General features: G+C 42.0%; 19 protein-coding genes. 11 read left to right on the plus strand and 8 right to left on the minus strand.

Annotation, left to right across the window (positions count from 1 at the left end):
* Positions 1–199: 199 nt before the first annotated feature.
* On the plus strand, positions 200–814 hold the full coding sequence (locus HC733_RS19225) for a trimeric intracellular cation channel family protein (RefSeq protein WP_190366616.1): 615 nt from the start codon (positions 200–202) through the stop codon (positions 812–814).
* 23 nt (positions 815–837) lie between these two features.
* Positions 838–2,349: a YifB family Mg chelatase-like AAA ATPase gene (locus HC733_RS19230; RefSeq protein WP_190366617.1), complete on the plus strand. Its 1,512-nt coding sequence runs from the start codon at positions 838–840 to the stop codon at positions 2,347–2,349.
* On the opposite strand, the gene HC733_RS19235 is transcribed toward HC733_RS19230, so the two are convergent.
* Entirely contained in the window at positions 2,346–3,050 is a 705-nt protein-coding gene (locus HC733_RS19235) for a response regulator transcription factor (protein ID WP_190366618.1), read from the minus strand. The genes HC733_RS19230 and HC733_RS19235 overlap by 4 nt on opposite strands.
* A 232-nt stretch (positions 3,051–3,282) precedes the next feature.
* Positions 3,283–5,736 (minus strand): alpha/beta hydrolase family protein, encoded by a 2,454-nt coding sequence (locus HC733_RS19240; protein ID WP_190366619.1) that lies wholly within the window; start codon positions 5,734–5,736, stop codon positions 3,283–3,285.
* Between the two features lie 107 nt (positions 5,737–5,843).
* On the opposite strand from HC733_RS19240, the gene HC733_RS19245 reads away from it, so the two are divergent.
* Complete coding sequence (locus tag HC733_RS19245; protein ID WP_190366620.1) at positions 5,844–6,908, plus strand: hemolysin family protein; 1,065 nt, start codon at positions 5,844–5,846, stop codon at positions 6,906–6,908.
* Here HC733_RS19245 and HC733_RS19250 read toward each other — a convergent pair.
* Positions 6,905–8,113: an EAL domain-containing response regulator gene (locus tag HC733_RS19250; protein ID WP_190366621.1), complete on the minus strand. Its 1,209-nt coding sequence runs from the start codon at positions 8,111–8,113 to the stop codon at positions 6,905–6,907. The genes HC733_RS19245 and HC733_RS19250 overlap by 4 nt on opposite strands.
* A gap of 143 nt (positions 8,114–8,256) precedes the next feature.
* Here HC733_RS19250 and HC733_RS19255 point away from each other — a divergent pair, with 143 nt between their 5' ends.
* The gene (locus HC733_RS19255; protein WP_190366622.1) at positions 8,257–9,270 is read left to right on the plus strand and encodes a site-2 protease family protein; all 1,014 of its coding nucleotides are present in this window, start codon (positions 8,257–8,259) and stop codon (positions 9,268–9,270) included.
* Between the two features lie 13 nt (positions 9,271–9,283).
* Here HC733_RS19255 and HC733_RS19260 read toward each other — a convergent pair whose 3' ends face one another.
* Complete coding sequence (locus HC733_RS19260) at positions 9,284–10,603, minus strand: short-chain fatty acid transporter (RefSeq protein ID WP_190366623.1); 1,320 nt, start codon at positions 10,601–10,603, stop codon at positions 9,284–9,286.
* Between the two features lie 195 nt (positions 10,604–10,798).
* On the opposite strand from HC733_RS19260, the gene HC733_RS19265 reads away from it, so the two are divergent.
* Complete coding sequence (locus HC733_RS19265) at positions 10,799–11,038, plus strand: hypothetical protein (protein ID WP_190366624.1); 240 nt, start codon at positions 10,799–10,801, stop codon at positions 11,036–11,038.
* Here HC733_RS19265 and HC733_RS19270 read toward each other — a convergent pair.
* Entirely contained in the window at positions 11,018–11,929 is a 912-nt protein-coding gene (locus tag HC733_RS19270) for an AEC family transporter (RefSeq protein ID WP_190366625.1), read from the minus strand. The two genes, HC733_RS19265 and HC733_RS19270, sit on opposite strands and share 21 nt — an antisense overlap.
* Positions 11,930–12,034: 105 nt before the next feature.
* Between HC733_RS19270 and HC733_RS19275 the strand changes: the two genes are divergently transcribed.
* Positions 12,035–12,403, plus strand: coding sequence for a YacL family protein (locus HC733_RS19275; RefSeq protein ID WP_190366633.1), 369 nt, complete (start codon positions 12,035–12,037; stop codon positions 12,401–12,403).
* Positions 12,404–12,419: 16 nt separating this feature from the next.
* Here the strand turns inward: HC733_RS19275 and HC733_RS19280 are convergent, their stop codons facing one another.
* A complete protein-coding gene (locus HC733_RS19280) occupies positions 12,420–13,124 on the minus strand; it encodes a 2OG-Fe(II) oxygenase (protein WP_190366626.1) in 705 nt (234 codons plus the stop codon).
* A 28-nt stretch (positions 13,125–13,152) separates the two neighbouring features.
* Here HC733_RS19280 and HC733_RS19285 point away from each other — a divergent pair, with 28 nt between their 5' ends.
* On the plus strand, positions 13,153–13,542 hold the full coding sequence (locus HC733_RS19285; RefSeq protein ID WP_190366627.1) for an acyl-CoA thioesterase: 390 nt from the start codon (positions 13,153–13,155) through the stop codon (positions 13,540–13,542).
* On the opposite strand, the gene HC733_RS19290 is transcribed toward HC733_RS19285, so the two are convergent.
* Together HC733_RS19290 and uvrA are read right to left on the minus strand one after the other, a co-directional pair.
* A complete protein-coding gene (locus HC733_RS19290) occupies positions 13,532–14,557 on the minus strand; it encodes a hypothetical protein (RefSeq protein ID WP_190366628.1) in 1,026 nt (341 codons plus the stop codon). The two genes, HC733_RS19285 and HC733_RS19290, sit on opposite strands and share 11 nt — an antisense overlap.
* Positions 14,558–14,608: 51 nt before the next feature.
* On the minus strand, positions 14,609–17,428 hold the full coding sequence (uvrA, locus tag HC733_RS19295; RefSeq protein ID WP_190366629.1) for an excinuclease ABC subunit UvrA: 2,820 nt from the start codon (positions 17,426–17,428) through the stop codon (positions 14,609–14,611).
* 131 nt (positions 17,429–17,559) lie between these two features.
* Here uvrA and HC733_RS19300 point away from each other — a divergent pair, with 131 nt between their 5' ends.
* The 4 genes from HC733_RS19300 (at position 17,560) to HC733_RS19315 (ending at position 21,668) form a co-directional block, all read left to right on the plus strand.
* Positions 17,560–18,330, plus strand: a complete 771-nt coding sequence (locus tag HC733_RS19300; protein WP_194710101.1) for a substrate-binding periplasmic protein — start codon at positions 17,560–17,562, stop codon at positions 18,328–18,330.
* A 50-nt stretch (positions 18,331–18,380) separates the two neighbouring features.
* A complete protein-coding gene (locus HC733_RS19305) occupies positions 18,381–19,748 on the plus strand; it encodes an MFS transporter (RefSeq protein ID WP_190366630.1) in 1,368 nt (455 codons plus the stop codon).
* A gap of 20 nt (positions 19,749–19,768) precedes the next feature.
* Entirely contained in the window at positions 19,769–20,434 is a 666-nt protein-coding gene (ssb, locus tag HC733_RS19310) for a single-stranded DNA-binding protein (RefSeq protein ID WP_190366631.1), read from the plus strand.
* Between the two features lie 376 nt (positions 20,435–20,810).
* Complete coding sequence (locus HC733_RS19315; RefSeq protein ID WP_342366038.1) at positions 20,811–21,668, plus strand: M1 family aminopeptidase; 858 nt, start codon at positions 20,811–20,813, stop codon at positions 21,666–21,668.
* The last annotated feature ends 315 nt before the right edge of the window (positions 21,669–21,983 follow it).

Raw genomic sequence — 21,983 nt, forward strand, 5'->3', positions numbered from 1 at the left:
TGCGATTAAACCCAGAACTTTACTTGCCTTGGAACTATAAATCACAACGCATAGACTAAATTCTGGACTCAAGCATATTTTTGATGGTGAGTTACGCTAACTTGCCGTAAGCTCACAACTTTTGCACTAATGAATCCTTGACTCGCATTTGTTAATGTAAATGAATACTCTTACTACAAATTACTGTGAGGATATATATATGACGGACCTTATCCATTGGTTTGATTTGTTGGGAGTTATGGTATTTGCAATATCGGGAACTTTAATCGCTCATAGTAAGCATATGGACGGTTTTGGTGTGGTTGTGCTTGCGACAGTTACCGGTATTGGAGGGGGTACATTACGAGATATTATTCTGGATGTGCCCGTGTTTTGGCTACATGATACGAGCTATTTTGTGGCAATATTTGGCGCAATTTTCATTTGCGTCCTATTTTTAAATAGCCGTAGGGCGCTGCCCAAACAGATGCTACAAGTAGCTGACGCATTTGGCCTAGCATTTTTTGCAGTTATGGGCGTACAAAAGGCTTTAAATATTGGTATGCCAGATACTACAGCGATTATTATGGGCGTGTTGACGGCTTGTTTTGGTGGCTTAATACGTGATGTGCTAGCCCGAGAAATTCCTTTGCTACTAAAAGGCGAGCTTTACGCTATCACCTGTATATTTGGTGGTATTGTTTACACACAAATGTTGAATTGGTCATTTGCGGTCGAAACGGCAATGTTGTCAGCGATGGCAGTAACGCTCGTACTGAGGTTACTGGCAATGCGCTACAACCTAATATTACATATTTTTAAATATGCAGACTAATTAAAATAACGAGGGACAAGGATATGTCACTTGCCAAAGTTTACACCCGGGCTCAGGTGGGAATTGACGCACCACAGGTGTCTGTAGAAGTGCACTTAAGCAACGGATTACCCGCTTTTCATATTGTCGGTTTGCCAGAAACTTCAGTAAAAGAAGCGAAGGAGCGGGTTCGCTCTGCGCTTACTAATTCACGTTTTTTATTTCCAGAACAAAGGATCACAGTCAACCTTTCACCAGCTGATTTACCCAAAGAAGGGGGGAGATACGACCTAGCAATTGCCGTTGGAATCTTGGTAGCGTCAGGGCAATTAGTTTGCCAAGAGCTTATGTCCTATGAATTTTACGGAGAGTTGGCACTGAGTGGGGAAGTTCTTGGGATCCATGCAATTTTACCCAGTGTTTTAGCTGCAGAAAAAGCAAAACGATGCTGTTATTTACCGATTACCAATGATGAGCTAGCGAGTCTAGCACCAAATGCCAGTAGGAAGGCAGTACCTTCTTTAGAGGCTCTTTGGTTAGATATGCAAGGACAGCAATCTCTGCCGTTTAATCAAACCTATCAAAAAGAAGTTTGTGAGCCTATCGAATACCTAGATATGGATGAAGTGAAAGGGCAAGAGAGTGCAAAACGGGTGCTTGAGATTGCGGCTGCCGGTGGTCACAATTTGCTGTTTTTAGGGCCCCCAGGCACCGGTAAATCAATGTTGGCCCAGCGAATGCCCACAATTATGCCGGCATTACCTGCTGAATCAGCCTTGGAAACAGCGTCAGTATACTCACTTATTGGTCAGCGTATTGATATGCGAAATTGGTGTCGACGCCCCTTTAGGAGTCCACATCACACTTGTTCTGCCGTTGCTTTAGTCGGCGGCTCATCAAAACCTAAGCCTGGAGAGATCTCATTGGCCCACAATGGCGTTTTGTTTTTAGATGAATTGCCTGAGTTTGAAAGAAAAGTGCTCGATTCACTTAGAGAGCCGATGGAAACCGGACAAGTCACGATATCTCGTGCAGCTCGTCAGGTTGATTTTCCTGCACGTTTTCAGTTAATTGCTGCACTTAATCCAAGTCCAACAGGTAGTTATGATGATAAACGTGCTACAGCAGAGCAAGTCTTAAAGTATTTATCAAAAATATCAGGTCCGTTCATAGACAGGATAGATCTGCAGATAGAATTGCCACGTTTGTCTACTTCTCAATTACAAAGTGAACGCCAAGAAGAGAGCAGTGCACAGATCAGAAAACGTGTTGAACATGCATACAAGATTGCTTTGCAGCGACAAAATAAATGCAATGCGATGTTGAGTAATCGAGAGTTGCTATGCCATTGCGCATTGGGATTACAAGAGAAGCAATATTTGGCGAAGGCGGTAGATAAACTAAAGTTATCGCCTCGCTCTTACCATCGTATTTTGAAAGTTGCGAGGACAATAGCTGATTTAAGTGCTGAACCAAACATAACTCTTAATGCGTTAAAAGAAGCGCTGAGTTATCGAGCATTTGAGCGGTTGATCAGCCAGCTAACACGCTATTAAGTAGAGAGCATGTAGCCCTTACCTCTAACGGTAACGATACGTTTTTGGTCTTTTTCATCACCTAGCTTTTTTCTCAAGCGACCAACGAGCACATCGACTGTTCTATCATTGGGGCTCCAATCTGGCTGCCCGATATCTTCGGAAATTTTTTCTCGAGATGTCGCTTTACCTGCGTTTGCTATCAAGCATATGAGTACTTTATGTTCTGCTTCTGTGAGGCGAGATTCTTCACCATGCTGATTGATTAAAGTTCGGTTATCTGGGTGTAACTTAAAATCTGCGTATTCAATAAACTCTTCAGACTCATCTTCATCATTACTTTGAGAAATACGCTTATAAAGGGCGCGCATTCTTAGCTCTAACTCAAGTAAGTCTACTGGTTTACAAACATAATCATCGGCGCCTTGCGCGAGGCCTGCGATACGATCGGCTTGCGAATCCCTACTTGATAGCATGATGACGCCAATATCTGTCAATGTATTGATTTCTTTTGCTAACTCTAGGCCATCTGTCGCAGGCAAGACGATATCAACGATCGCCAAGGAGATAGGTGCGTCAGAGTTGCTCGCTTGTTGAATTAGCCCAAGTGCATTTGCGCCGGTGTTATCCACTTTTATTTCAAACTCAGTCTGCGCGAAGTGGCTTAAAATACGCTTGGCTAATAGTTCATCGTCTTCTACCAGTAATACTTGAATACTCATAATTTCGTTATCTATTCAATAATTACGTTTATATTAGCACTGTAAAATCATCGCTGAGAAGCTTCAGGTGAATTTTTTGCAATAAAAAGCGTTAAAAACAGATGATTGAAAAAATATGTGCATGAAGGACTGTTTTTACACATGGAGATATCGCATAAATATGCGTGTTATAAGGCACTTGAAAAAGTTGTTTTAAAGAGAGAGCAATGGAGTATTGCTCTCTCTAATAATGTTATTTTTTATAGATGGATTGCCACCATTGCGGTTGATCTTTTAGGTGCATATCAAAATAAGCGAGCATAGTATCCCACCATTGGAATCTTCTGTCTCGAGCTAAAATTTGGTGATTCGCGCCTTTATATTCTATTAGTTCAACGTCTCTACCAAGAATCTTCAATGCGGTATACATGTTGTGGCTTTCCCCTGGAGGTACATTGGTATCTGCATCACCATGAATTAACAACAATGGGGTTTGTACCTTATCGGCATGAAAAACAGGGCTATGTTGTGAGTAAAGGGTTGGATTATTCCAAGGGAAGCTGGTTTTAGATGCTTCGCCAGAATACAGATAACCCCACCAACCTTGACCCCAGTATGATGTAATGTTTGAAATGCCAGCATGTGCGATAGAAGCACTAAACATATCTGTTTTAGTTGCTAGTAGCATCGTCATAAAACCACCATAAGATGCGCCTAGATTACCGATACGTTTTGGATCGACAAATGAGTAGGTCTGAGTAAATGCCTTGGTGCCATCGATAATATCTTGCGCGGTATTCTCCCCCCAAGCGTTAACGTGTTGAGCTGAAAACTCTTGACCAAACCCTGTCGCGCCTGTTGGCTGCAGTACATAAACTACGTAGCCGTGAGCTGCCCACAAATTAAAGGGATAGCGGCCTGTAAATGCTCGAGATACCGGTGACGTTCCACCATAATAGTAAACAAGGGCTGGATAGCGCTTGGTTTTATCTAAATCATGAGGAAGATAGACACGGCCTTTTATCTCAACACCAGACTTGTTAGTAAAATTAAACTCTTCTAACTTTGCTATTTCACTATTTTGATAAGCCAGTTTTTGCGAATCCCAAAGCAGGTTTGCTTTGTTGTTACTCACTGAGATGCGCTTTAACTGTTGAGGTACTGTGGCTTGAGTTCCTGCAACTAGTAAGTCAGCTTGGCTACTATCAGTGGTGTCAAATTGATCTACAACGTCGAGGCCGGTATCTATATGTTTGAAGTGTGACTTACTTTTATCAAATAAATAGAGCTGCTTAGTGTCTTTGTCAGTTACAAGCAATACAACATCATCATTACTTAATACCTTGATCTCACCGATGGCAGGATTAAAATTTTTGCTCAGTGGTTTAGGATTTTTGCCATTTCTATCTAGCCAAAACAACTGGCCGTCATAATTATTGGCGAGCATGCCATCAGGCAGGGCTTTACCTATACCGCCTGCAAAGTCAGGGCCGGCAACTATGTAAAGACCATCTTTTGCATATCGGGCTTTGTTATAGGTGCGATATGATCCTAGTTGCTTTTGTTTGCCATCAGCTAAATCGATTTCTAATAACTCGGTGAGCATATGAGGTGGGGCTTTGTAATCTTGCAAAGTGCGGCTAACTAAAATAGTGTTTCGCTTTGCATCATGATCTTCGAGGTTATGACTTAACTTCCCTTCTGTCAGCGCGTTGATAAGACCAGAATTAATATCAAGCAGATATATCTGAGTATTGGTGCGCGCATATGACCATCTATCTTCCAATCCTTGATAATGCTTTACGAGCGAATTGGAGTCACTAGGGCTATTAGACCATGAAAAAATCAAGGTGCTATCATCAAAGTACTCAAAGCTACTTGCTCCGTCTAACTTTTCAGCGATGACTTGTGTGGTCATTGTGTTTAAGTTTAGTATTTTCAGCTGTTGATCTTGGGCATAAGCGATTTGTTTGGAATCATTGCGCCACGCTATGTTATTAGCGGCTACTCCGTCTAATCGATAAACGGTCGTACCATTTTGCTGTTTTAATAGGGTTTCTGTGATGGGCGTATTGCCGCTGAGATCAGAATAATGTTGCTCAGTGGTAATGTAAAAGCGACCATTTGGCGATGTTGAAAGAGCACTAATCGTTGGAGCATCAAATAACTGCTTTGCAGACAGTGCTACTTTGTCGTTGTTATGCAGAGTTATCAGGTCATGTTCTGAGTTTGGACTGTAGTCTACACTTACCTCATTCCAATTATCTACTTGCTCTGCGATAACGATGACTTGGTGGTCGCCTGTGGCAACGTTAAGGTCGTAGCTCTCATCGCCGGATAATAGCGCTCCATTTAAGAATACATGTGCCTTTTTTATACCCGATATCTTGAGTTTCCCTTGTACGAAGCGAGTAGTGGCAAAGTTGAACTTGAGAACTTGCATGCCAGGTAAAGTTAGAGCATTGATATCAGCCAAACTTTGCCATTTGATATCCTTACCAAATACCGATAGCGTATCACTTGAGCTTTGCAAATTAGGAAGTAGTGTTAGTATTATTTTACTTTGATGAGCTGTATTGTTAGGTTTAATACTGTTGTACGTTGGAATTGGGCCAAGAAACTGAATTTGCTTTTCGCTTAATGGCGCAGCATGCAGTTGCATTGCTAAGGTTGAAACAAGTAAAGTGGCCGCAGTTCTTAAAATCATGTTTGAGCCTATTGCAGGTAAAATTTTTGCCCCAATATAGCATATATATTGGCCATGTCAGCAAAGTTGCGATTAGCTATTATTGCTTGCGTTTTAAGGAGTTTAGGTTGTTTTTGTTGGTTACATATATGGTGTTAGCCATTGGTATCTCATTTTTATGCTCAGTGATGGAAGCAGTGTTGCTTAGCATTACACCGAGCTATATTGCGGTATTAAAAAAAGATAAGCCCAAGTTAGCGAAAAGAGTTCAACAGTTAAAAGACAGTATTGATAAACCTTTAGCAGCAATTTTAACTCTGAACACGGTTGCCCATACTGCCGGTGCGGCGGGTGTTGGGGCGCAAGCCGCCGTGGTTTTTTCTGATGCAGCTGTAGGAATTGCCTCTGCGATAATGACGTTACTGGTGCTCGTGTTATCTGAAATCATTCCAAAAACACTGGGTGCAACTTATTGGCGAGCTTTGACTCCGGTGGTGTCAGGCGCATTAATTTGGCTGGTGCGGGTACTTAAACCATTTGTGTGGCTCTCAGATATGTTGACTCGATTGATGGGTAAAAAAGAAAGTGAAGCCCATTATATTCGCCAAGAAATAGAAGCGATGGCTGAGATTGGCTCTGAGGCTGGTGCGTTGCAACAAGAAGAAACACAAACAATTAGGAGTTTGCTACGTTTTCGACATGCGAAGTTAGAGCATGTTATGACACCAAGAACCGTACTCTTTAAAATTCAAAAAGATATGACGGTTAACGAGTATTTATCTGAACACGGTTCAGTCGCATTTTCGAGAATATTGGTATTCGATAAAAGCGGTGATGACATCATCGGGTTTGTGCATAAAAATGACATTATGCTTGCTTATCATAGGCTTGGTGAAGACTGTAAAATAAGCAAGTTGGTTAAACCCCTCTACACGGTGCCAGAAACGCTTGATGCGCCTTCTTTATTTCAGACGTTGTTGGAAAAGCGTATTCATATTGCATTAGTCATTGATGAATATGGCGATATTCAGGGGATTGTGACTCTTGAAGATATGCTTGAATCGTTGATGGGGATGGATATTATCGACGAGAGAGAGCAATCGACCAACATGCAGCAAGCTGCCAAAAAGAAATGGCGTGAGCGTATTGATGGGCATAGTCACTTGATTGAAACTGATACCGAAGAGCGCTAAGAGTTCGAATTCATCATCCGAAGCCAAGAATGAACCCAACGAATAAACTCGGACTTGGCTTTTGGACGACTAATTAAGAAACCCTGCATTAGCAAATTGTGCTTATAACGGTCTAAGTACTGCAATTCTTCTATCCGTTCAATCCCTTCTGCAACAATCCCAATTTGTTCGCTTTGCGCTATGTCTATTAAGCTATCGACAATGACTTGTGAAAAACGGTCGGAGTCAATGTGTGTGATCAAAGAGCGATCAATTTTGATTTCTGTGAATGGCAGTGTTTTCAATTGATTAATATTAGTGAAACCAGTTCCAAAATCGTCTAGAGAAATTGAAAAGCCTCTCATACGTAAACGGTTGAGTGTTTCTAACTGGACTGTGCTGTTGAGCGGTGTGTGTTCGGTTATCTCTAAAATAACGTCTTCGGGCTTTAATCGACTTAGCTCCAGTATTAAAGCGAGTTTATTTGGACAATTGATATCATCTAATTGCACAGGGGAGAGGTTAAATGCCAATGTTACCTTGTGTGGCAATTCAGTACGAATTTCTCTAAATTCTTCAGTCGCCTTTTCAAATAATTGAAAAGTAATCAGATTTATTAAATCTAAATCTTCTGCAAGCGTAATAAACTGCTCGGGTAGTATTGTATGAGTATGCTCAGGTGTCACTATACGCGCCAGCACTTCAACGCTTTCAATGGACTTGGTTGCTCTGTTTACCTTGGGCTGATAATAAGGTGTGATTTGGCGGTGACTTATAGCATGCAGTAGCTCTGATTGTGTGATTGGCTCTACATGTCGTTTTTCTGGGGCAATAAAGGACTCAAGCTTTTTGAGTAGTCTATCGACTTCTTTTAACTGTACGGGTTTGGATATATTTCCGATTAGGTGAGCATTAGACTGACGGGCTAGGTTTGCAGCAAGGTCAATTATTTTTGTATCCATGTCCGAAATGATGATCACTCCGCCAGGATATTTTATGTCACCAAGCTGACGAATAAGCTCCATACCATCCATTTCTGGCATATTTAAATCAGTAAATATTGCATCATAACGACGAGGTGCTTGTGCTATTTTTTCGAGTGCTACGGTAGCATTGGTGCATGTTGTAATTTCACTCACACCTAATTCAGTCAGCATAGCTTGCATGACCATAAGAATGGCCTGAGAGTCATCTACAACCATTACCTGTCTAGTTGCTGCATTCATATTTATGATCCTTTATTCAACACACACCCTCACATCAGTTTAGTACACAGTGCCCAAATGTATAGATACAGATAGGCGAAGGTCGCGTTGTCACTTGGCATATTAGCTGGGATAATGCAGGAAAAAGGTATCTCTTTAAAATTATGACCAGAATCGAATTTACTATTTTAGACCAAAACTTCTCTGTATTGGTGCATGATGCACAGTTAATGCAGGTATTTTGTGGGCAACAGGCGCTGCCTATCGAAGACCATTCACAGGGGGTTATAAAAGCAAACTTCACACAAGGTGAAGTACAGTTTGATATTACACAATTAGCGCAGCAGCAATTAGGTATCTCTATCGATGGTAAACAGTGGCAATGGCTTGAGTTACCAGCTACACAAGCAGAAAGTAAAAAGAACTTTTTTGGACTTGCTGCCCTTGGTTTTAAGTTAGTAAAAAGTGCCAATGTAATTAAAGCAGCGTTGGCTGGTGCATCATTAGCTGGCTATGCGTGGCTATTCTCATGGCAATTTGCAATTATGTTGGTAGCGTGCTTAGTTGTGCATGAATATGGTCATGTGCGCGCTATGCAGTACTTTAAAATAAAAACCAAAGGTATCTATCTTATTCCATTTGTCGGTGGGTTAGCTGTCAGTGATGATAAGATCACTACGCGTTGGCAAGATGTGGTGATCTCTTTGATGGGGCCTGCTTTTGGCTTGATCACATCGATATTAGGCGTTGTGTTGTACTATGCAACTGAGCTAGAAATTTTTGCTGCGGTTGCGGTACTTAGCGCGTTGTTAAATCTATTTAATTTATTGCCTATTCTGCCGCTTGATGGCGGTCATGTGCTCAAGAGTATTAGTTTTTCTATGCGTTCATGGGTTGGCTTGTTAGTTTGTATGGCTGGTGTCGGGTTCGGTTTATGGCTCAGTTATACATTTGGTTTAATGCTCCTCGTATTCTTTTTGTTCGTTGGTAGCCTTGAGATACTGTTTGAGTGGCGTGCCCGACATGCTTCTCATTTATTACCTTTAGATAGATATGGTCAAGTGTTCTCTGCGGTTATGTATATTCTCGTTGTGGCAGGACATGTTGCTGTGATGATGCACTTTGCAGACTCAGAGAATGTTATTCTGAGCCTGCCTATGAAGGTGCTTTCGAGCTAGTCGCAGATTGCAGCTATGCCCAAGTGAGCATAGCTGCGATGATCACACCGCTGAAAATAAGTTGAATTAGGCAAAATCCCATAATATCTTTGGCTTTTAACCCTGCTATTGCGAGCACGGGTAGAGCCCAAAATGGTTGAACTAAGTTGGTCCATGCGTCTCCCCACGCGACCGCCATGGCTACTCTGGCAATGTCAGCTTCAAGCATTTGCGCGGCAGGTATTACTATCGGAGCTTGTACAGCCCATTGCCCACCGCCGGATGGCACAAAAATATTCACCAGGCCCGCGCTTAAAAAGCTCCAAAAAGGCAGAGTGTCAGCACTACTAATGGATACAAATGCAGATGAGATTTGCTGCGCAAGTCCTGATTCAACCATCACGGCCATGATCCCTGCATAAAAGGGAAATTGTATAACTATTCCTGCCCCACCTGTAATCGCCTGATGCAAGCTTGTGAGTAAACGGGCTGGCGTCTGATGCAGTAAAATGGCTAGGAATAGGAAAATTGCGATGACGCTATTAAGATTTAGTGTTCCATCAGCAAAAACAAAGTACTGCACTAAATAACCACAGCCTAGCAAACCAATCAATGTACCTAGTAATTTACTATGCTCAAGCTTTTGTGCAGGAGTTAGGGTTTCTTCATCTACTTTTATATGTTCAACATGCTCTTCCAGTTTGCTTTTATCGAGCAGTATTTGCTGATCTTTTGGTGGCAGTAGCAGGGCATTGAGTAACGGTAATAAAATAAACAGTAGTAATAAAATGAGTAGGTTAAATTGTGAAAATAAGGTCTCTTGGGTTGCAATTACTCCAATACTGGAGGATGCAAAGTGTCCTTCACTGGCGATGGTTAGTGGCACAGAGCCTGATAACCCGCCATGCCATACGATAAAACCGGAATAGGCACTGGCAACCAGAATTCTATAATCTACCGCAACTTGCTTGGCCAAAGCTTTTGCAAACAAAGCGCCAATGACCAAACCGAACCCCCAATTAATCCAGCTGGCAAGCATCGCAACGAGAGTAACCATGATAATGGCAAGCACCGGGGTTTTTGCTTGTTTTGCTAGTTTATTAAGTGCCTTAATGCATATTGGCGTACTGGCGAGCATGTATCCTGCAAGTAAAATCATGAGCATTTGCATGGCAAAAGTAAGTAGCTTCCAAAAGCCTTGGCCCCATGCGGTAACCGCTTGTATCGGAGAGAATGGCGTGACGAGGCTGGCTAAAGCGAGTACGATGATAGTTAACAATAAAACAAAAATATATGGGTCGGGTAGGTAGCGCTCTACTAAGTTACTGATTGGGCGAGTGACACGGTATAGCATAGATCATCCTGATATTATTTTTTGCACAATAATAGCTAACATTTACGCCAAAAGTTAGCCTTTTAGGCTAACTTTACAAACAAATCAACAATACTTATTTTTGTTAGTTGTTGTTTTAAAAGAATTTTAAGTTGGCACGATAAGTGTATTAGACTGAATAGACACATAAATTAGTAGATAATAAGAGAGGATACCATGGCAGGACAAGGTTCAGGTGGTAACGTAATAGCGGCGATTTGTAATATCTTTTTCCCCGGATTAGGGCAATTAGTACAAGGACGCATTTTAGCGGCGCTGATTTTTGCAATCGTTGTATTTGGTGGATATGCACTATGGTTTTTAGTTGTGCCGCCGGTCATAGGTGCTGTAGTACATCTATGGTCTATTATTGACGCAGCTAGATATACAAACTACTCAAGTTACGAGCGCCGTTAGCCAAAAGGCTAGTGTTAACACGCTTAACAAGGTTGATAAAACCACACTACTTGCCAGCACCGATTGCTGGCATTGTAGTTGGCGCGCAACTAAATATGCATTTACCCCAAGAGGCGAAGCACTCATCAAAGTTAACACTGCAACTTGCTTAGTTGGTAGCTGCATTCCAAATTTTGCAAGCGCAAATACGGCGCTTGGCAGCACGATTAACTTAACCACACTCACACATAATGCACCTCGCCAAGCTCCTTTGAGTGAGTAATTATTCAAGCTTGCGCCCAACGCAAATAATGCCCCCGCTATCGCAGGTTCAGCCAATAGAAGTAGCCCCTCTTGTAATGCCTGCGGAAGTTTGAGACCCACATAATTACACAATAAACCGACGCTTATACTCACTACTATTGGGTTAACTAGCAATGGTTTAAATGCCTTGATAAAGCGTCCTTGAAAATCACTTGCGAGTAAAAAAGTACAGCCGAATAACAATGCACTGTGGAATGTGATGATCACAAACACCATTGCTCCGTACTCAGGCCCCAAACTTGAAATAATGATTGGCAAAGCAACGAGAACAGTATTTGAGTAAGTACCTGCTAATGCCAAAGTTGCGCTATCTGCAGTGTTTTTTTTCATCAAAAGCGTTAATGTGGCAAAACACAATAAATACACAGTGAGCACTGGCAGGTAAAAGCTTAACATGACTGAAGTTGATAATGCCTGAGTGAGATCGGCTCGATACATACTAATAAATAGAAACACGGGTATAGCAAGGTTAAATACAAACTGTCTTAGGCCATCTAGTGCCGAGGTGCTGAGTATCTTGAATTTTGCACAACCGTAGCCTGCCAGAACTACAAAGATAATAGGGAACAAAATTGCGAGTGCGGTCATGTTGATGCTCGTTATTAGAAACAGATGCATTATCGTGGTTTACATGGCATGTCTCAAGAGGAACAGCGTATAATAGCGATATGAGATAGTAGTTTGAGCAGAATTTTGGAATATCAATTTATCAAAGACCCTATTATAGGTTTTCGGGTTAAAATGAGTGATGAGCACATGCTGGTGGGTCGTTGGTTAAATGAGGAGCTAGCATTTGAGCAGGTCGCCATGCTGCTTGAAACCGCAAGAGATTTACCTAATAGCAAGCAGGCGGTAGTAGTTGAAGGTAAAGAGATCCGTCTGACTTTGTCACATGAAGAAGCATTGTTTGAATCACACGCGTTGTTTCATCAATCCGATGATATAAGTATGTATGCCGATGATGCTTTGGAGCTTGATGAGCATGGCCTTGCAAGTGGCTGTGGTTACGAAGATTTTATGGAGCTATTGCAGGCATGGCATCAATTCATAAATCGAAGTTGATGCCACAAACAATCAATTAGCTGGTTGGCGCACCATAGATCTGCTCTGCACGATTAAACAATACCCATGATGTTAAGATATATTTATCGTTTGATATTGGCTTATTACCGCGGTGAGTGTGGGTAAAATAACCAGGGGCAATAACCATGCTGCCTTTTTTAGGGGCGATTTTCTTCTGTTGATAATAAAATTCAGTTTCGCCACCTTCATCAACATCATTTAGGTAGAACATAAACAATAAAACACGGTGTAGCGCTTCATTATGGCCTTGTTGTGGATACACCTCGCTGTGCCAATATGGATAACCCCCTTTATTAATTTCGTACTTTTGTGCTTGTATGTTACCTAAACGAAATAGTTGTTGGGTAAGCAGCGGTAGTTGCGGCTTTCCTACTTCTTCGAAGTTATCGAAGGTAACATCAACGGGCTCTCCAGTCTTAGGGTGATATACCTTCAAACCAAATGCACCAATGATCATAAATAAATGCTCCTCAATGTATTTAAACACATGCTGAGCAGTCACTTGTTGTATATGTTGCAGAGGTTGGGCATATTCTTGATGCGAGTTTAAATACAGATCTTGGCTAATTTTTTTGCTAAGGTCGACGCCGCCAGAGGTGATCCCTTGTTTTCTATGTGGGCTTTGTTCAAATAGGTCGATAAATTGATCACAAAACTCAGCGCTTAGCGCGTTGTCATAAACGCGTATAAAATCTGTCATTATTTTACCTACAGTTATTGGAATTATTATGTTGTCTGAAAAACTGATGCCGCGATTTAGCGAAACCGATGTTCTTGGTCATATAAACAATACCGTACTACCCGTATGGTTTGAAGCAGCTAGAGTGCCTATTTTTAAAATATTCACACCAGATCTTAATCCACATCAATGGAAGTTGATTGTGGCAAAGGTAGAAGTTGTGTTTAAGGGCGAGCTGTTTTACGGACAAGAAGTTGAAATAAAAACGGCCATAGAGCATATCGGTAACAGTTCGTTCGTTATATTACAGCAAGCTTGGCAGCATGGTCAGTGTTGTGCAGAAGGTAAAACTGTGATGGTTAGATATGACTTTGCAGCGAAAGGCGCTCAATCACTATCCGATGATGAGCGCGCACAACTGACCCAGTTTATGGTATAGGATTTGCTCGAAATTGGTGACCAATCGCGGCGGAAATACAGGGTTTTACTTGATAGCTATAATGGGTATTTTCGCTTGAACTGTGTTTGACGATTTCGAGTATTTCAAAGTCGTTGAGCTCAATAACTCGGCTATCAGTGGTATGCTCACAGCGTGATTTACTATCGGCTTCGTTATTGAAAATAAAGTTTTCTAAAATGTGAGTCACTTTGTTTTCATAACTTGTCGCTCTTTGCTTAAACTTTTCTCCTACCTCATTGAGCTCAGCGATTGATTGCGCAAGCTCGGGATCATTTTGCTCGGCTGTTGTTGTTTGATCTTTTGGTTTTGTTTCCATTTTAACAATTAAGTCATCGTCAAGGCGGCTAATAATCCCTGTTGTGGTTGCGCTGACATCATAGAGCGCGCCTGTGTAGGTTGCTAATAAAGCCAATTGTGTTAGTAGATATAAGCCTGCACCAAAACGAACTAGGCCAGTTGTTATTGGAAATCGATAGCCAGGTGGGTGCCACAAGGCGTGTAACCCAAAAGGTCTTAGCACAAGTAATGCTAGCAGGTAGATTGGAATGGCAAACTGGATGATAAGCAAGACCACTAAGCTGGTAATGAAGAACCAAACCGGAACGGATAGAAGGACTGCAAAGTTATGTGTATAAGGTAAATTATCGGCACTGACACCAGTAATATCATTCACTTGACCAGAAGCTTGTACTAAAGCGTAATTAGCAACAAAGGCATAAAATAGCAAAATAATGGCTTTGCCGGGCAAACTGTCCCAAATCTTAATAAACTTTGGCCAAAATTCGCTTAATATAGCAATCAAAACCAATACAGTGATAAACATCATCAAAGTGTTACTTTGTGCGTTATCATACAAATATAAAATACTGACAGTTATGGCAAGTAAATAGCACTTTTGAGCTAAGTTCAAAGAACACCAAAATGACGTTAAACGTTGCTGATAGTCTCTTAACTTATCTGTGAAAGATTGATAGTAAGGTAGCTTTTTAATCATTGCTATGGATTGACAAATAAGGGATGTAGTTAAACTACATCCCTTCAATGGTTAAAGTAAAGGCTTCAGATATTTTCCTGTGTGTGACGCACTGCACTGTGCGACTTCTTCAGGTGTGCCAGCAATGAGAATTTGTCCGCCTCCAGCTCCCCCTTCAGGCCCTAAATCAACAATCCAATCTGCAGTTTTTATCACATCAAGGTTGTGCTCAATAACCACAACTGTATTGCCGTGATCACGTAAACGATGCAATACCACAAGGAGTTGTTGAATGTCGTGAAAATGTAGACCCGTTGTGGGTTCATCCAAAATGTACAGGGTTTTGCCTGTATCACGTTTAGACAATTCTCGAGCTAATTTAACGCGTTGAGCTTCACCACCAGAGAGTGTTGTAGCGGCTTGTCCTAAACGAATGTAAGACAAACCCACATCCATGAGTGTCGCAAGTTTACGGTTAATGGCGGGGATTTTCTCAAAGAATTCATGAGCATCTTCCACCGTCATTTCCAGTACTTCATGAATGTTTTTGCCTTTGTACAGTACCTCTAGCGTTTCGCGATTGTAACGTTTGCCTGTACAGATATCGCAAGGTACATATACATCCGGTAAAAAGTGCATTTCAACTTTGATAACACCATCACCCTGACACGCTTCACAGCGTCCGCCTTTTACGTTGAAGCTAAAACGGCCCACTTTATAGCCGCGAGAACGTGCTTCTTGAGTGCCTGCAAACAGCTCACGGATAGCTGTGAAGATACCGGTGTACGTGGCAGGGTTAGAGCGTGGCGTACGACCGATAGGGCTTTGATCTATATCTATCACTTTATCAAAGTGGTCTAGGCCCTTAATCTCTTTATATGGTGCCGCCTCAGCTGTGGTAGCGCCATTGAGCTCTGTGTGCGCTAGTTTAAATAAGGTATCGTTAATCAACGTTGATTTACCTGACCCAGAAACCCCAGTAATACAGGTCATTAAGCCAAATGGTATTCGCAAGTCGACATTTTTTAAATTGTTCCCCGAGGCACCAAATAACTCCAGCCACTTATCATTAATTTGGTGGCGCTGTTTAGGCACCTCAATAGCTTTAGCACCACTGAGATATTGTCCCGTCAGCGAGTTTGGATTGTTTATTATGTCGTCGCGACTACCTTGCGCGACAACATAGCCACCGTGTACGCCAGCGCCAGGGCCAATGTCAATAATATGATCAGCCGCGCGGATTGCATCCTCATCGTGCTCTACAACAATAACGGTATTGCCTAAATCACGTAAGTGGGTAAGCGTGCTGAGTAATCGGTCGTTATCTCGTTGATGCAAACCAATAGAAGGCTCATCAAGTACGTACATAACCCCAACGAGACCTGCGCCAATTTGACTGGCTAAGCGGATCCGCTGTGCTTCACCACCTGACAGGGTGTCGGCACTGCGCTCTAAAGATAAATAGTTAAGGCCTACGTTGATTAAAAATGATAGGCGGTCACGAATTTCCTTCAGGATTTTGTCGGCGATCTGGGCTTTTTGGCCTTGCAAAGTGAGTGCATCAAAAAAGCCCATTGCTTCGCCAATACTCATGGTGGTTACATCGGGTAAGGTGGTCTGGCCGATAAACACGTTACGTGCTTCTTCACGTAATCGTGAGCCATGACAACTCGGGCATGCTTGGCTTGTTTGATACTTACTTAATTCTTCGCGCACCGAGCTTGATTCTGTTTCGCGATAGCGGCGATTCATATTGTTAAGCACGCCTTCAAATTCGTGATTTCGCGTGATCAAATCGCCTCGGTCATTGCGATAATTAAAGGCAATTTTTGTCTTCCCAGAGCCTTCTAAAATCACTTTTTTAGCGTCATCGGACAGAGCTTGAAAAGGCACTTCTAAATCAAATTGATAATGTTCAGCTACGGCTTGAAGCATTTGATAATAATAAAAGCTGCGTTTGTCCCAGCCTTTGATCGCACCGCCGCTTAAACTGAGCTCCGGGTTTTGTACCACTCTATTTGGGTCAAAGTACTGGCGAACGCCTAAGCCATCACAGCTTTGACACGCCCCCGCAGGGTTATTGAATGAAAATAGTCGCGGCTCTAGTTCCGTCATGGCGTAGCCACATGTTAGACAGGCAAAGTTAGCCGAGAATATTAATTCCTCTGCTTTGGGGTCGTCCATATTCGCGACAACGGCAATGCCAGATGATAACTCAAGGGCCGTTTCAAATGACTCTGCGAGACGCTGTTGCAATCCGTCTTTGACTTTAAATCGGTCAACAACAACTTCAATAGTATGCTTTTTATGTAACTCAAGTGTTGGCGGATCGGAGAGGTCACACACTTCACCATCAATACGTGCTCGTATATAACCTTGGCTTGATAGTTGTTCTAGAAGCTTTACGTGTTCACCTTTACGGTTTTTAACAACAGGTGCTAACAGCATTAACTTGCTGCCCTCAGGCTGCTCAAGTACCGAGTCGACCATCTGGCTGATGGTTTGTGCTGCTAGAGGGAGATCATGGGTTGGACACCGTGGCTCGCCGACTCGAGCAAACAATAGTCGTAAGTAGTCGTATATTTCTGTGATTGTACCAACAGTCGAACGAGGGTTATGTGAAGTTGACTTCTGCTCGATAGAGATAGCAGGAGATAAACCTTCGATATGGTCAACATCAGGCTTTTCCATCAGCGATAAAAACTGTCGAGCGTAAGCTGAGAGCGACTCAACATATCTTCTTTGACCTTCAGCATAGAGGGTATCAAATGCCAGTGATGATTTTCCTGAGCCAGACAGGCCAGTGATCACGATTAGCTTATCACGCGGTATGCTTAGCGAAATGTCTTTAAGGTTGTGCGTTCGAGCGCCCCTGACTTCTATTTTATCCATTTTGACCTAATTACAAGTTGAGTGGCAACGATTGTTAGCGCAACAGTATCGCATACTTTGCCAAAAATTAACGTATCTTTGCTAAACGAACTAAACTGGGTTTTAGGATCAATTTATGAACAAGTGCGCAGATGCGTGTAATAAGGCCATGTATAGGGCTTCTGTTACTAATTGTCAGTAATTTAGCCAATGCAACGCTGAATAATTGTGAGCTTATTGTACGCTTTGAAAATTACTCGGCGCAATCTTTGCAAGATGAGCAAATGCGTTGGCACGGTTTGGATGTGGACTTTGCCAAGGCGTTACTTGATGAAGCTGGATGCAGCTACCGATTTGTCAGTATACCTTGGGGTAGAGCACTAAAAATGCTGGAGCTGGGTGAAATTGATCTCATGCTCAGCGTCTCTAAAACCGCTCAAAGAATGCGATTTGCCTATTTTATAGGACCCCAACGAGAAGAAAATATTGTCTTTGCAACGAATGCTACGCGGCCTTTTTTTATCGAGTCTCTGGAAGCGCTTTTCTCACTACCTAAACCTGTCGCTATACAACGTGGGGCTTATTATGGAGAAGCGTTTGAAGCGCGGATGAAAAAAGAAATCGACTCAGAAGAGAAGTTTATTTATGTGCCTGACAATCAATTAAAATTAAACTTACTGCGTCATGGACGGATCTCTGGGTTCTTAGAGGAAAAATATAATATTGTTTATCAAAGACAGTACAACCCAGACTTTATTGAAATCGAAATCGCGCCTTTTATCGTCAATGTTGAACCTGTATACATCGCGTTGAGCAAACAAAGTGTCAGTAGACCTATAATCGACAAGTTGTTGATTGCTTTTGAGCGCCTTAATGATGCAGGAAAATTTGAGCAAATCTTAAAAAAGTATAAGTTAGACTGAGTTTTTTGGTAGACTGTTGCGCGCTTAAGTGAGCTAAATAAACGGGTATTATGTCTAATCAATCTTTAAATCTTCTAGAAAAACGTGCAGCCTTGTCGCTTGCCAGTGTCTTTGCATTTCGCATGTTAGGACTATTTATGCTTATGCCTGTGTTGGCTATTTATGGTCAATCACTTGAGCATGTTTCTCCTATGTGGATTGGATTAGCGATTGGCGCATATGGCCTAACGCAAGCACTATTACAAATTCCCATGGGATGGTTATCTGATAAGTTTGGGCGCAAGCCCATTATTATTGTTGGTCTGACAATTTTTGCGCTTGGCTCCGTCATCGCCGCGCTCGCAGATTCTATTTATTGGGTCACCATAGGCCGAGCTTTACAGGGAATGGGAGCGATTGCCAGTGCGCTATTAGCGCTTGCCGCTGATTTGAGTCGAGATGAGCAACGACCTAAGGTTATGGCGGTTATTGGCATGTGTATCGGCTTGAGCTTCGCTTTTGCGATGCTACTTGGGCCTATGGTTGCTGCTGCATTTGGTATTTCTGGGGTATTTTGGTTAACGGCAATTTTGGCATTATGCGGTATCGTTATTATTCTTTTTGTGGTGCCAAGTGCAGTTAACAAAGCACCAAAAGGCGACACTATCGCAACGTTTAGCGATATTCGAAAACTAAGTCGTCACCCTCAGCTACTACGTCTAGATGTGGGGGTTATGCTACTGCATTTATCGCTGACAACAATGTTTGTGGTTTTGCCTGGGCAACTCATTGCTGATGGGTTAACTGCAGATGCGCATTGGAAGCTGTATATTCCAGTATTGTTACTTGCATTTGTGTTAATGGCGCCTTTAATGATAGTGGCAATTAAAAAACAAAAAGAGCGAGAAACCTTTTTAGCGGCAATCGCTTTGCTTGTAATAAGCACATTCAGCCTAATGTTATGGGCTAACTCGGTAATGGGTATTGCTGTTTGTATGTTGTTGTATTTTATTGCGTTTAACTTTTTAGAGGCGACAATGCCCGCGTTGGTATCGCGTATTGCCCCTGCGTCACAAAAAGGCTCCGCGATGGGAATTTTCTCATCAGGACAATTTTTTGGAGCGTTTTTAGGCGGAATTTTAGGAGGTTATATTGCGCAATACAGTGAAGCTAACGCAGTGTTTGCGGCAGTGGCCTGTGTTGGGGTAATATGGTTACTTATTGCATGGCGAATGCAGATCCCACCAAAAAGCAAAATTATAAGTCTAATTACTGAGCTGTCTGAACCGCAGCAAGCAGAGGAATTGGCTGATAAATTGGTTGCTTTACCCGGTGTGATCGAAGCGATAGTCGTTAGTGAAGAAAATCGCAGCTATCTCAAGATAGATGATAAAAAATTTGATTTAAACCAAGCTAAGCAAATACTTGGCTTGCATTAATAGTGTGAGGAGAGGGTGCCATGGCACGCGGTGTAAACAAAGTTATTTTGGTAGGTAATCTAGGACAAGATCCTGAAGTTCGTTATATGCCAAACGGCAATGGTGTTGCGAACATTAGTATTGCTACTACAGACAGCTGGAAAGATAAAAATACAGGCCAGTTGCAAGAACGCACCGAGTGGCACCGAGTGGTGTTATTTGGCAAGTTAGCTGAAGTTGCAGGTGAATATTTACGCAAAGGCTCTCAAGTATATATTGAAGGCCGTTTGCAAACGCGTAAGTGGACTGACCAAAGTGGTCAAGAGAAATACACAACAGAAATCGTTGTAGATATGGGTGGTCAAATGCAAATGCTAGGCGGCCGTAACGAGCAGCAAGGCAGTGCACCATATCAAGGTGGCCAACAGCAAAGCAACTATACTCAGCAGCAGTACAGCCAAGCACCACAGCAGCAACAGTATGCTCCTCAGGCTCAGTCACACCAAAGCCACTCACAGCAGCAAAGCGGCGGTTATGCTCCAACACAGCAAAACAATGTAAGCCAAGGTGGTGGTTTTGCGCCTCAGCAACCACAACAAAGTGCGCCTCAACAGCAAGGCGGCTTCGCACCTAAGCCAGTTCAATCTGGTGGCGCATCTAATCCAATGGAACCGCCTATTGATTTTGATGATGACATTCCGTTCTAACCAGAATCAAAATTTTATATATCAATGAGTTAATTTATAAAGGCCTGTTTTTTTACAGGCTTTTTCTTTTCTGACAAAGCGATTATCATTCGCTCCTCAAAAGTAATAGCCATCCGCCCAATTCACTACTACCTCGGATGTCAGTTTTAGCTGTTATGGTGTCATGGCAGTCGGTCAGTAAACATCATAAAGTGGAGTCTCAATCTTAACCTTGGTGAAGTCTGATGCGTATTTCACAAGGCATTTCAAGCAAGTTAACAGGAACTAGTTAATGTTGAAGAACATACTATTACGATGTGGGAGTTGTATTTTTATATTACTTGTTTCAATCACAACACAAGCCACAGAGGCCTCAAAGGTTGTCCAGTTGGAACATGTGACTATTCATTATCACTTTATGGATAATGCATCAGCTAAAAAAGAGTTGGAGATTAACGGGTTAACGAATCGGGCTTTTGCTGCTTATATAAAATTGTTTGGCGGTCTGCCTAGAGATTTAAAGGGGAAAGAATATTCTGAGATCACCATTCATGTGAATAAAGGGAAGCATTTGGGAGGAGAAGCTGATCCTAAACTCATTATGCTTTCATGGAATGAAGGTAAAGCGTTTGGATTTGCAACATGGCAGACGATATTACTGCATGAATTGTTTCACTTATGGAGTGGTGAATCGATTCGTTACCAAGATGGGCAAGAGCATTGGTTTAATGAGGGGTTTGCTGAGTTCTATGCCTATAAGAGTGCTGTTGAATTGGATTTGATACCCTCGAATGAAATGCTGGCCATGGTATCGTCGGTTATAGGGTATTACCTCAGCGCTTCACGGCTTGGTGATATTTCTATGAGAGAAGCGGGCCGAACAAATAAAACCAAGTTTGATAATTACTTTCTTGTATACAGCGGTGGCTGGACTGTGGCTATGGCACTTGACCATGATATTAGGAAAAGAACTAACAATAATAAGAGTATAGATAATCTAATGCAGTGGTTATATAGCAATTTCCCTAGAGATAAACGGCGCTATACCCAAAAAGATATCATTGAGGGGATTAGGCTAACTACTGGACTTAATTATACTCAGTTTATTGATTCATACGTAGATGGACATGCCATACTCCCTGTATCAGAGTATTTACCGATAAGCGATGCGCTGTGGGCACTCACATTTAATAAAAGCAACAAAAACGACTTTAGAGTTTTATACGACACACTAGGTATTAAGGGGGGAATGTAAACTACGACTTTGCGTGAAATATTGCCGATGTAACTTCAAACGGTTTGAGGTTAGTCGCAAGTGTAACAAATCACTTATTTTTATTATCTTATAAAGGTATGCTATATAGTCGATTCTGAAAAACTCGGTTTTTCAAAAAACTGAGGTTGTTCAATTTGGATTGCCATCTTTAGAGTCGGTTAACCATCTAACGTTTTTGTTGTTGATTTTCACGTGCCAATGGCGCACATAGCCAACATAAAATCCAGACGTAAAAAAGCCTCAATAGGCTTAGGATTTTTCTAAAGTTTTGGCCCACACCCGCTAGAATGGCAT

The sequence above is a fragment of the Pseudoalteromonas sp. S16_S37 genome, assembly GCF_014694405.1.
Classification (GTDB): Bacteria; Pseudomonadota; Gammaproteobacteria; order Enterobacterales; family Alteromonadaceae; genus Pseudoalteromonas.

Coding starts and splice junctions, on each gene's coding strand:
- HC733_RS19240 (WP_190366619.1), bottom strand. CDS start 5,736: ATGATTTTAAGAACTGCGGCCACTTTACTTGTTTCAACCTTAGCAATG.
- HC733_RS19305 (WP_190366630.1), top strand. CDS start 18,381: ATGTCTAATCAATCTTTAAATCTTCTAGAAAAACGTGCAGCCTTGTCG.
- HC733_RS19280 (WP_190366626.1), bottom strand. CDS start 13,124: ATGACAGATTTTATACGCGTTTATGACAACGCGCTAAGCGCTGAGTTT.
- HC733_RS19225 (WP_190366616.1), top strand. CDS start 200: ATGACGGACCTTATCCATTGGTTTGATTTGTTGGGAGTTATGGTATTT.
- HC733_RS19230 (WP_190366617.1), top strand. CDS start 838: ATGTCACTTGCCAAAGTTTACACCCGGGCTCAGGTGGGAATTGACGCA.
- HC733_RS19265 (WP_190366624.1), top strand. CDS start 10,799: ATGGCAGGACAAGGTTCAGGTGGTAACGTAATAGCGGCGATTTGTAAT.
- HC733_RS19255 (WP_190366622.1), top strand. CDS start 8,257: ATGACCAGAATCGAATTTACTATTTTAGACCAAAACTTCTCTGTATTG.
- HC733_RS19285 (WP_190366627.1), top strand. CDS start 13,153: ATGTTGTCTGAAAAACTGATGCCGCGATTTAGCGAAACCGATGTTCTT.
- HC733_RS19235 (WP_190366618.1), bottom strand. CDS start 3,050: ATGAGTATTCAAGTATTACTGGTAGAAGACGATGAACTATTAGCCAAG.
- ssb (WP_190366631.1), top strand. CDS start 19,769: ATGGCACGCGGTGTAAACAAAGTTATTTTGGTAGGTAATCTAGGACAA.
- HC733_RS19300 (WP_194710101.1), top strand. CDS start 17,560: ATGCGTGTAATAAGGCCATGTATAGGGCTTCTGTTACTAATTGTCAGT.
- uvrA (WP_190366629.1), bottom strand. CDS start 17,428: ATGGATAAAATAGAAGTCAGGGGCGCTCGAACGCACAACCTTAAAGAC.
- HC733_RS19250 (WP_190366621.1), bottom strand. CDS start 8,113: ATGAATGCAGCAACTAGACAGGTAATGGTTGTAGATGACTCTCAGGCC.
- HC733_RS19260 (WP_190366623.1), bottom strand. CDS start 10,603: ATGCTATACCGTGTCACTCGCCCAATCAGTAACTTAGTAGAGCGCTAC.
- HC733_RS19290 (WP_190366628.1), bottom strand. CDS start 14,557: ATGATTAAAAAGCTACCTTACTATCAATCTTTCACAGATAAGTTAAGA.
- HC733_RS19270 (WP_190366625.1), bottom strand. CDS start 11,929: ATGACCGCACTCGCAATTTTGTTCCCTATTATCTTTGTAGTTCTGGCA.